The sequence below is a fragment of the Acidovorax sp. KPB24-07 genome, from assembly GCF_057543315.1.
Map to the genome: position 1 here is coordinate 1 of NZ_BAAJYS010000127.1, position 10649 is coordinate 10649.

Annotated in this window: 9 protein-coding genes; 4 read left to right on the forward strand and 5 right to left on the reverse strand. The window is 70.5% G+C overall.

Annotated features, from left to right (window positions below; all coding sequences use genetic code 11):
- The 3 genes from AC27IQ_RS13900 to AC27IQ_RS13910 form a co-directional block, all read right to left on the reverse strand.
- On the reverse strand, positions 1–431 hold a 431-nt coding region (locus AC27IQ_RS13900; protein WP_487089814.1), incomplete at its 3' end, for a ChaN family lipoprotein.
- Positions 432–597: 166 nt separating this feature from the next.
- A complete protein-coding gene (locus AC27IQ_RS13905) occupies positions 598–1953 on the reverse strand; it encodes a heavy metal sensor histidine kinase (RefSeq protein ID WP_487089820.1) in 1356 nt (451 codons plus the stop codon).
- Positions 1940–2638 (reverse strand): heavy metal response regulator transcription factor, encoded by a 699-nt coding sequence (locus AC27IQ_RS13910; protein WP_284431105.1) that lies wholly within the window; start codon positions 2636–2638, stop codon positions 1940–1942. Before AC27IQ_RS13910 ends, AC27IQ_RS13905 begins: the two co-directional genes overlap by 14 nt.
- A 162-nt stretch (positions 2639–2800) precedes the next feature.
- Here AC27IQ_RS13910 and AC27IQ_RS13915 point away from each other — a divergent pair, with 162 nt between their 5' ends.
- The 3 genes from AC27IQ_RS13915 (at position 2801) to AC27IQ_RS13925 (ending at position 5203) form a co-directional block, all read left to right on the forward strand.
- Positions 2801–3169, forward strand: coding sequence for a hypothetical protein (locus AC27IQ_RS13915; protein WP_487089815.1), 369 nt, complete (start codon positions 2801–2803; stop codon positions 3167–3169).
- 91 nt (positions 3170–3260) lie between these two features.
- Entirely contained in the window at positions 3261–4451 is a 1191-nt protein-coding gene (locus AC27IQ_RS13920) for an aldo/keto reductase (RefSeq protein ID WP_284431107.1), read from the forward strand.
- Between the two features lie 26 nt (positions 4452–4477).
- On the forward strand, positions 4478–5203 hold the full coding sequence (locus AC27IQ_RS13925; RefSeq protein ID WP_487089816.1) for a formylglycine-generating enzyme family protein: 726 nt from the start codon (positions 4478–4480) through the stop codon (positions 5201–5203).
- Positions 5204–5549: 346 nt separating this feature from the next.
- Here AC27IQ_RS13925 and AC27IQ_RS13930 read toward each other — a convergent pair whose 3' ends face one another.
- The gene (locus tag AC27IQ_RS13930) at positions 5550–6242 is read right to left on the reverse strand and encodes a nitroreductase family protein (protein WP_487089817.1); all 693 of its coding nucleotides are present in this window, start codon (positions 6240–6242) and stop codon (positions 5550–5552) included.
- 331 nt (positions 6243–6573) lie between these two features.
- Between AC27IQ_RS13930 and AC27IQ_RS13935 the strand changes: the two genes are divergently transcribed.
- Positions 6574–10179 carry an LAGLIDADG family homing endonuclease gene (locus tag AC27IQ_RS13935; protein ID WP_487089818.1) on the forward strand — a complete coding sequence of 1202 codons (3606 nt, stop codon included), beginning with the start codon at positions 6574–6576 and terminating at the stop codon, positions 10177–10179.
- 52 nt (positions 10180–10231) lie between these two features.
- Here AC27IQ_RS13935 and AC27IQ_RS13940 read toward each other — a convergent pair.
- Positions 10232–10649 (reverse strand): helix-turn-helix domain-containing protein (locus AC27IQ_RS13940; protein WP_487089819.1); only part of this gene is annotated, 418 nt, incomplete at its 5' end.

The following is a 10649-nucleotide window of genomic DNA, read 5'->3' on the forward strand; positions in this document are numbered from 1 at the left end:
GCCATGGCCACCGGGCCGTACTGCGCCCACGGCCAGGCCGCCGCGTTCCAGCCGAGCGCCTGCTGCACCTGGCCTTCAGTCGCGTCGCGGGGCAGTCCGTCGGTGGCCCGCCCGCTGTCGGCCATCTCCATCACCAGCGCCGCCAGCTGTCCGCGCGCGGCCAGCCACTGCACGGCCTCGCGCTCCAGCGCCTGGTGTTCGGGGGCATCGTGCTGCTCGCCGATCAGCAGCACATCGGCGGGCAGCAGGGCCTGGACCTGGGCGAGCCAGGGGGTGGGGGCGGCAGGGTCGGGGGGCGCATGCGCGCAGCCGGCGAGCAGGGCCAGCAGCAGGGTGGCAGCGAGGCGGGGGCCTCTCGGCCACGGCGCGGGGCCGAGTCGATGGGCTGCATGCCGGGAAGGCGATCGGGAGGGAAACAGGGTGCCGTGCATGGGCGCATGCTAAAGCCATGCCCTGTCGACCCGCGCCTTCCCGCGGCGCGACCCGGTGATGCAACGGATCAGCGGCGGGGGTGGGGGGGATGGCTGAGACCGTGCGCCCGGGACGGTTGCGACGACGGCACGCAGCGCGGGCACGTGCGCAGATGCGGAGAGGTCGTCAGCCGACCGGCGCCGTCCCGAACCGCATGCCGACCTCGGTGCCGTCGGCCGCCGAGCGCGCCCAGACATCGCCGCCGTGCATGCGGGCGATGGCCGCCACGATGGACAGTCCCAGGCCCGCGTGCATGCCCTCGCGGTGCCGGGCCGAGTCGCCGCGATAGAAGCGGTCGAACAGGCGAGGCAATGCGGCCTCGGGAATCGGTGGCCCTTCGTTGGCCACTGACACGCCGGGGCCGTCCGCACCGCCCGCAGCCAGCTTCACGCGGACGGTGCTGCCTGGCGCGGCATAGCGGCACGCGTTGCTGAGCAGGTTGGAGACGCCGCGCTGCACCAACCGTTCGTCCACCGGCAGAATGAGCTCGCCTTCCAGGGCTAGCCGCAGGCCCCGCTCAGCGGCGTCGGCCTCGTGGTACTCGAACAGTTCGGTGATGAGCGGACCCAGATTGCGTGGCGCATCCACACGCGCGCGCAGCCCTCCGTCGGCGCGCGCCAGGAACAACATATCGTTCACCACCGAGGCCATGCGCCCCAGATCTTCCAGGTTGGACGCCAGCGTTCGCGCCAACTCGGGCGCCGCACGCGGTCGCGACAGCGCCAGCTCGGTCTTGCCGATGAGCGCGGTGAGCGGCGTTCTCAGCTCATGCGCCACGTCGGCATTGAAAGCCTCCAGTTGCGCGCGGCCCGCTTCGAGCCGGTCGATGAGTTCGTTGAACTGGTCTACCAGCGGCGCCAGCTCGGCACTGCGCGCCGACAGTTGCAGATGCGCGAGTCGCCGGCCTGCAGACATCGCCTGGGTCTGCCGGGCCAGTTGGCTCAGCGGGCGCAGGCCATGCCGCACTACGGCGAATCCGAGTCCTGCGCTCACCAGCGCCCCGGCCGCGGTGGCCAGGGCCAGCAGGCGCGCCAGGGTCTGCTGTCGCTGCTCGTCCTCTGCGATATCGACATCGAAGCGGCCCCGCAGCGACCGCTGTCCGTCAGCCGACCGCAGCTCGAAGCTGCGTGAACGCACCTGCGGCGACAGCGTGTGTGCTTCGTCGTGGGGATCGAGGTAGAACGCCGAGCCGTCGGGGTGCAGCAGCTGCAGCCGCGAGCCCTGGCGCTTGACGGCGTTGGTCTGCAGCAGGTGCAGAAAGTCCTGGTTCTCGGGTCGCCACATCGCGCTGGAGGTTTCCACCAGCTTCTGGACCTTGATGCCCAAGATGCGCGACTGGGCCTGCTCCTGCAGCGTCTGCACCCCCAGGTATACGACGACGGAAATCGCACCCAGCAACAGCGCCACGCCCAGGCCCAACTGCAGCGCCAGGCGGCGCACCACGGAATGCGGCGCCCGCCGGCGGGGCTCATGCGTCGCCATCTGCACCCCCGCGGAACTCCAGGATGTAGCCCACACCTCGCACCGTGTGGATCAACTTGTGGCGGAATGCGTCGTCCACCTTGGCGCGCAGGCGCCGCACCGCGACTTCCACCATGTTGGTGTCGGAGTCGAAATGGATGTTCCAGACGCGTTCGGCCAACGTGGTGCGGGTCAGCACCTGTCCCTTGCGGCGCAGCAGCAAGGACAGCAGCTGGAATTCCTTGGTAGACAGCTCAATACGGCGGCCTTCGCGGCGCACATTGTGCGCTGCCAGGTCCAGTTCCAGATCGGCGACGCGCAGCACGGTCTGCTCCTGAATGCTGGCATGGCCCCGGCGAATCAGCGCCTCGACCCGCGCCCGCAGTTCGGAAAAGGCGAACGGCTTGACGAGGTAGTCGTCCGCGCCCGCATTCAGGCCCAGTACCTTGTCGTCCAGCCGGTCGCGTGCCGTCAGCATCAGCACGGGCTGCCCGCCCTTGCCCCGAATGGCGCGCAGTACCTCGAAGCCGTCGCATCCCGGCAGCATGACGTCCAGCAGCACCAGCGCATAGTTGCCGCCCAGTGCCAGCGCCCGCCCGCTGGGGCCGTCGTGCGCCACATCGACGCGGTAGCCGCACTCGGACAGCCCCTGGTGCAGATAGTCGGCCACGCCGCGGTCGTCCTCGATCACCAGCACTTTGTGCACCTGTTTCACCTCCGGGCCGATTGTGCCTGCACCCCCTGCGCGTTGGATTACCAATCTGTAATCCGTTCGAGCGGCATCGGTCAACTGCGTGCGGACCATGGGGCCCTGCGCGGCGCGTGGGGCGACCGCGCACCCCGCCCACCGTTTTTTTGGAGTGCATCCATGGCCATCGTGACTCACCGCATGTCCACCCGCCGCACGTTCCCGCGCGGCAGCCTGGGCCCGGCCACGTTCCTGACGTTTGATCGATTGCCTGGCGCGCCCCGCTCCGATCTGTACGACGTCATCGGCCAGTACGTCAGCGCTGGTGCCAAGGTTGTGGACACCTCACCGCTCTACGGCAGTGCGCAGGTAACCGTCGGCGACGCGGGACTGCTGCCTGACGCGTCGCAGCGCGGGCACACGGCGCGCTACGTTGACGCGCTGGCCGGCTTCGGCAAGGTGCAGTCGCTGCCCTGGTATCCCGACAAGCAGAACCAGTATCAGGGGCTGGTCCGCCGGGCCCAGGCGGCATTGCGAGCGCGGCGGTAAGCGCGCCGCGTCATCACTCCCCCCGGCTTTCGCGTCCGACCTCGAGTCGTCGCTGTTCGGACTTCGTCATTTCACCAAGGATCAAAACATCATGGACCGCCGCAACTTCCTGCATGCCGCAACCACTACCGCCGCCACGTTCGCCGGCCTGGCCGCCTCGCCCCTGGCGCGGGCTCAGGCGCCCGGCCTGTCTGCCGCGCTCACCGAGCGGGGCAGCGTCCTGGCTACGCGGGGGCCGATGACCGACCGGGCGCTGCCCCGCAATGCAGCGGCTGCTCCCGGGCAACGTTATCGGCCCGCATTCCGCTTCGGCCTGGGCGGCACGCAGATCGGCAACATCTTCGCCGCCCTCAGCGACGCGCAAGCGCAGGCTGTGTTGCAGGCCGCATGGGACGCGGGCGTGCGCCACTTCGATACCTCTCCGTTCTACGGCTACGGCCTGAGCGAATACCGGCTGGGCCACTTCCTGCGCGGCAAGCATCCCGACGACTACGTCGTGTCCACCAAGGTCGGGCGCATGCTTCAGGCCAGCCGCGGGCCGCTGCCCAATGCCGCGCTGTGGGTGCAGCCCGCGCCCATGGCGTATCGCTACGACTTCACGGCGGCCGGGGCGCGCCGCTCGGTGGAGGACAGCCTGCAACGGCTGGGCCTGCCCAAGATCGACATCGTCTACATCCACGACCTGTCGCCCGACAACAGCGAACTGCCAGGCACGTGGCGCGACCACTTCGCCGTTGCGGCGGGCACTGGCGGTGCCATGGGTGAGCTGGCCCGCATGCGCGATCAGGGGATGATTGGTGGCTGGGGTTTCGGCATCAACACGCCCGACGCCGCCGTGCTGGCCGCTGAATCGGACGTGCCGACGCCCGATGTGGTGCTGCTGGCCTGCCAGTACTCCATCCTCGACCACGAGGTGGCGCTCTCGCGCACCTTCCCGGCACTGCAGCGCAAGGGCATATCCGTGGTCGTCGGCACGCCGCTCAACGACGGCTTCCTGGGCGGGCGCAACCGGTATCACTTCAGCGACCAGATCCCCGCGGGCGCGGCCGACAAGCGCGCGCGGCTGGCGGTGGTGGCCGACCGGCACGGCATTGATATCCGCACGGCGGCGCTGCAGTTCGCGGCGGCACCGGCGGTGGTTTCGGCGATCATTCCCGGTGCCCGCGCGCCCGGCCAGGTCCAGGCCAACGTGGCGTCGATGCGTGTGACCATTCCCGCATCGTTCTGGGAGTCGCTGCGGCGCGAGGGGCTGATCTCGCGCCAGGCGCCGGTTCCCGCCTGACACCACGCCGGCCCAGGAGTGAACGGATGACAACACCGAAGGCAATCCTGCACGGCACGGCCTGCGCACTCTTTGCGGTGGCCGCACAAGGTCAGGACCGGGTGTCCGTTGGCGACTTCGCCATTGATCGATACGAAACCACCATCGCCCGGTTCGCCGAGTTCGCGCAAGCCACCGGCCGTGTCACCACGGCGGAACGGGAGGGCGGCGGCCACGAATGGGGCCGCGGCTGGGAGCGCCGCGCTGGCTGGAACTTCCGCCGCCCCTTCGGCGTGCCGCCGGTCAGCCCGCAATGGCCCGCCGTGCACGTCAACTGGCACGAGGCGCGTGACTTCTGCGCCTGGGCGCAAGGCCGCCTACCCACCCGCGCCCAATGGACGCTGGCGGCTTACACCGAGCAGGGCGCAGGGACTCGTGCCGGCTTCGTGCGGGGCCGCACCTACCCGTACCCGACCGGCGATTCGCCTGAAGGCGCCAACACCAGCGGCGCCGACGCCTGGCCGCGGCTGGCACCGGCCGGTGCCACGCGCGGTGGCGTCAACGCGCTGCACGACATGGGCGGCAACGCCTGGGAATGGCTGGCCGACCGGCAGGGCGATACCGCACTCACCGCCGGCGGCTCCTGGTGGTATGGCGCGGCGCAGATGCAGGCCGCGGCCATGCAATGGAAGCCGGCCGACTTTGACGTGGTGTATGTGGGGTTCCGCTGTGTCTACGATGCGCCCGTGCAGGGCGGTGCAAAGGCGCCCTGACAGGGCGGCGGCAGGCCGTTGCGATGCCATGCTGCCCCTGTGGCCGCACGGCAGCTTCAGTGCCTTCCAGAAATGACCCTTTCCTCGGCGCCTGACAGGTCGCCCTTGGGGTCGACATGTGGCCTGATGGGGGCTCCTGGCGTGGAGAGCCTGGTGTTGTAGACGCTCCAAGTGTTATGCACCCGGAGCACCTTGTGCGCTGCGCCTTTGAAGTCCACACCGGCCTTTGGCGGGCCAGGGCCATGCCCTCGGCGGATTCCAGGGTCGATGATCGGCTGGCATGCGCGGGGCCTCGGGGCCTGCGATGCAGGTGCCGCGCTGCCGGGTCCAGGCGCGCGGCTGCGCATTACACCTCGGTGACGAACTGCTCGCGCGGACGGCGCACCTTGGCCAGCGGGGCCAGCCAGTCCTGCTCGGCCTGGCGGTAGCCCAGCGGCAGGATCGCCACGCTGCGCAGCCCGCGGGCGCGCAGGTTCAGGATGCCATCCAGCGCGTCGGGATCGAACCCCTCCATCGGCGTGCTGTCCACCGCCTCGTAGGCGGCGGCCATCAGCGCGGCGGACAGGGCGATGTAGGCCTGCCGGGCCGCGTGCTGGAAGTTCACCTCGGCGCCGCGCTGCGGGTAGGTCCCCAGCAGCATGTTGCGGTAGTTCTCCCAGCCTTCGTTCTTGAAGCCGCGCACCGCGTTGGTGTAGTCGAACATGGCGTTGATGCGTTCGGGCGTGTAGTCGTCCCACGCGGCGAACACCAGCAGGTGCGAGCCGTCCGTGATCTGGGCCTGGTTCCAAGCGATGGCCTGGATGCGCTGGCGCACCTCGGGCTGGGTAACGAGCAGCACCTCGAACGGCTGCAGCCCGCTGGAGGTGGGCGCGAGCCGCGCGGCTTCGAGGATGCGCTCGACCTTCTCCTGGGGCACCTGGCGGGCCGGGTCCATCTTCTTGGTGGCGTAGCGCCACTGCAGGCGCTCGATCAGCGGGGTGGCATCGGGCCCGTGGATGGCGGTTTCGAGTTCGGCGGCCAGTTCGGCGGTGGGGGACATGGTGGATTCCTGAAAAGGAAGGGTGGGATGAAGGGATGGGCAGGCGTGCCACCGGGAACCGGGAGCACCTTGCCTGGAATATGGCGCCAACGGCCAGGGCGCATAAGCCCCGGCGCGGGAATCACAGCGTTTCGATCCAGGAAACAAAAAACGCGGCAGCGCGCGTGCCGGCTGCCCAGGAGGGGCCGCCATCGCGCAGCCCTGCCGTGCATACACCCAGGCGCTTTCACCCTCTGAAAAACCCTCGCCGTCCTCGTTGACATTGGGCAAGCCGGGCGGCGGGCCACCGGAGTAAAACGGGGGCCTTGTGCACCGTGGAAGCCCCAGCGACATGCAACGCGACCCCTTCATCCCCGTGGCGTCCGACGCCACCCCCGTGCAGCCCATCAGCCTGGACGTGCTGCGCGAAAAGTACCTCAAGCCCGGTGAGACGGAGGTGCAGGACCTCTACCGCCGCGTGGCGCGGGCCCTGGCCTCGGTGGAGCCCGCCGCCGAGCGCGCGGCGCACGAGGCGCGCTTTCTCGCCAACCTGCGCGCGGGGGCCATCGGGGCGGGCCGCATCATGAGCGCCGCCGGCACCGACATCCAGGCCACGCTCATCAACTGCTTCGTGCAGCCCGTGGGCGACTGCATCCAGGGCATGGACGACGGCGGCTACCCCGGCATCTACGAGGCCCTGCGCGAGGCCGCCGAGACCATGCGGCGCGGCGGCGGCGTGGGCTACGACTTCTCGCGCATCCGTCCCAAGGGCGCGCAGGTCAAGGGCACGGCCTCGCTGGCCTCGGGGCCGTGCAGCTACATCAACGTGTTCGACCAGTCGTGCTCCACGGTGGAGAGCGCCGGCGCGCGGCGCGGCGCGCAGATGGGCGTGCTGCGCATCGACCACCCCGACGTGCTCGATTTCATCACCGCCAAGCGCACCCCCGGGCGATGGAACAACTTCAACGTGTCGGTCGGCGTGACCGACGCCTTCGTGCAGGCCGTGGCCGATGGCCAGCCGTGGGACCTGGTGCACCCCGCGCGCCCCGGCGCCGCGCTGCTGGCGCAGGGCGCGGTGCAGCGCACCGATGGCCAGTGGGTCTACCGCACCGTGCCGGCCCGCGATCTGTGGGACACCATCATGCGGTCGGCCTACGACTTCGCCGAGCCGGGCATCCTGTTCCTCGATGCGATCAACCGCGACAACAACCTGCATTACTGCGAGGCGATCGCGGCGACGAATCCCTGCGTCACGGCCGACACCTGGGTGCTGACGGCGGACGGCCCGGCGCAGGTGGCCGGCCTCATCGGGCGGCGGTTCGGCGCGGTGGTGGACGGCCGGGTCTTCTGCACGGAAAGCGAAGGATTTTTCAAGACCGGCCACAAGCCCGTGATCGCCCTGCGCACGCGCGAAGGCCACACGCTGCGCCTCACGCCCGACCACCGCGTGCGCCGCGTGGCGCGGCAGACCCGCTACGCCCAGTCCCTGGAGTGGACGGCGGCCGGCGACCTGCAGCCGGGCGACCAGATCGTGCTGCACGACCACCGCGCGCTCGGCGGATGGGACGGTGCGGGCACCGAGGCCGAGGGCTACCTGCTCGGCCTGCTCGTGGGCGACGGCACCTTGAAGGCCGACAAGGCGGTGATCTCGGTCTGGGCACCCGAATTGCGGCAGGTGGGCAACGGCACCGTGGCCTATGCCGCCACCGGTGCGGCAGGCATCGTGCAAGCCGCCGAAGCTGCCGCGGCCACGTTGCCCCACCGGTCTGATTTCAGCGGCTTCCAGCGCCCCGTCGGCACGCGCGGGGAGGCCCGCATGGCCAGCGCGGCGCTGTGGCGACTGGCGCACGCCATGGGCCTGCGGCCTGACCACAAGACGATCACGCCGGCCATGGAATGCGGCTCCTCCGCCTTCGCCGCCGGCCTGCTGCGTGGTTTGTTCGATGCCGACGGTTCGGTGCAGGGCGCCCAGGACAAGGGCGTGAGCGTGCGCCTGTCGCAAAGCGATGCCGAACTGCTGCGCACCGTGCAGCGCATGCTGCTGCGCTTCGGGATCGCCTCCACGCTGTACACCGGCCGCCGCCCCGCGCAGCACTCTGTGCTGCCCGACGGGCGTGGCGGCACCCGGGCCTACCCCACGCAGGCGCAGCACGAACTGGTGGTGTCCGGCGACAACCTGCAGGTGTACGCCGATCGCATCGGCTTTGCCGACACCGCCAAGACCGCTCGCTTGGAAGCCGCCATGGCGGGCGACCAGCGCCGGCTGAACCGCGAGCGCTTCACCGCCACCGTGGATTCCATCGCGGCCGATGGGTGCGAGGACGTGTACGACGTCACCGTGGCCGACTGCCACGCCTTCGACGCGAATGGCCTGTATGTGCACAACTGCGGCGAGCAGCCGCTGCCGCCCTACGGCTGCTGCGACCTGGGGCCGATCATCCTCACGCGCTTCGTGCGCAACCCGTTCGGGCTGGCGGGCGCGCCGGCCTTCGATTTCGAGGCCTTCGAGCAGAGCGTCGCCACCCAGGTGCGCGCGCTCGACAACGTGCTGGACGTGACCTTCTGGCCGCTGGAGGCGCAGCGCGCGGAGTCGGCCGCCAAGCGGCGCATCGGTGTGGGTTTTACCGGCATGGGCAACGCGCTGGCCATGCTGTGCCTGCGCTACGACCGCGAAGCGGGCCGCGCCATGGCCGCGCAGATCGCCGAGCGCCTGCGCGATGCGGCCTATGCCGCGTCGGTGGCGCTGGCGCGCGAGAAAGGGGCGTTCCCGAAGTTCGATGCGGCCGGCTACCTGGCGCCCGGCACCTTCGCCAGCCGGCTGCCGCAGGCGCTGCAGGCGCAGATCCGCGAGCACGGCATCCGCAACAGCCACCTGCTGTCGATCGCGCCCACGGGCACGGTGAGCCTGGCCTTCGCCGACAACGCCTCCAACGGCATCGAGCCGCCGTTTTCGTGGACCTACAAGCGCAGGAAGCGCGAGGGCGACGGCCGCATGAGCGAATACGCCGTGGAAGACCACGCCTGGCGGCTGTACCGCGAGCTGGGCGGCGATGTGAATGCCCTGCCCGACTACTTCGTGAGCGCGCTGTCCATGCCTGCCGCCGACCACATCGCCATGATGGAGGCGGTGCAGCCCTTCGTGGACACGGCGATCTCCAAGACGGTGAACGTGCCGGCCGACTACCCGTACGAGGACTTCAAGGGCTTGTACCTCGCCGCCTGGCGCGCGCGGCTCAAGGGGCTGGCCACCTACCGGCCCAACACCATCCTGGGCGCCGTGCTGGAGACGCATGCGCCCGAGGCCGAGCCGGCGCCGGCCGCACCCGCATCGGCAGCGGCCGCAGCGACGACAACGTCCTCCGTCCCCATCGATCCGATGCGCACCGTGATCGAAAGCCGGCCCAAGGGCGCCCTGCCGGCCGTCGCCGAGAAGGTGGAGTACTGGACGCAGGAGGGCCACAAGACGCTGTACCTGGTGGTGTCGTTCCTGCCGGTGCCCAATGCCGGCGGCACGGGCACGGTGGACCGCGCCATCGAGTTCTTCATGCCCGTGGGGCAAAGCGGCGAATCGCAGCAGTGGATCACCTCCAGCATGCGCATGCTCTCGCTGGCCGCGCGCGGCGGCTTCCTGGAACGCGCCCTGAGCGACATGCGCAAGGTGGCGTGGGACCGCGGCCCCGTGCGCCTGGGCACGCGCCAGCGCGAAGACGGCACGCGCGTGCCGCTGTGGCACGACTCCGAGGTGGCCGCCATGGCCTATGCCATCCAGAACATCTTGGCCAGCCGCGTGCCGGATCCGGTTCAGCAGGTGCTGCCGCTGGACGAGCCCGAGGCGCCCATGGGCATGCCGCCCGCGATGGCCGGCAAGAAGTGCCCCGAGTGCGGTGCGCACGCGGTGATCCGCAAGGACGGCTGCGATTACTGCACGCAGTGCGGGAACCTGGGCACGTGCGGTTGAGGGGCGGGTAAGGGGCGGCTAAGGGGCGGGCAGGGCCGGTGGCCGGCGCCCGCTAGCGCAGGCCCAGCCGGGTGAGCTTCTTGATCAGCCCGGCGCGGGAGATGCCCAGGCGGCGCGCGGCCTCCGACTGGTTGCCCTGGGTGGCCTCCATCGCTTCCCGCACCATGCGGGTTTCCAGCTCGAAGATGGCCGCATCCAGCGCGCCGACGGGGGCGGCCGCTGCCGCATCGGCCGGGCCCGCATCCGGCAGGTGCGCCAGGTCGCCGCTGGCGAACCGCAACAGGTCGAGGTCGATGCGCAGGTGGCCCGGGGCGATGAGCGCACCGGCCGACTCCACCAGGGCCCGGAGCTGGCGCACGTTGCCCGGCCAGGGCTGCGTGGCGAGCCAGGCCTGGGCGTCGGGCGCGAACAGGGCCTGCGGCGCCACGCGGCGCAGAAAGTGCGCGGCCAGCAGCGGCACGTCCATGCCC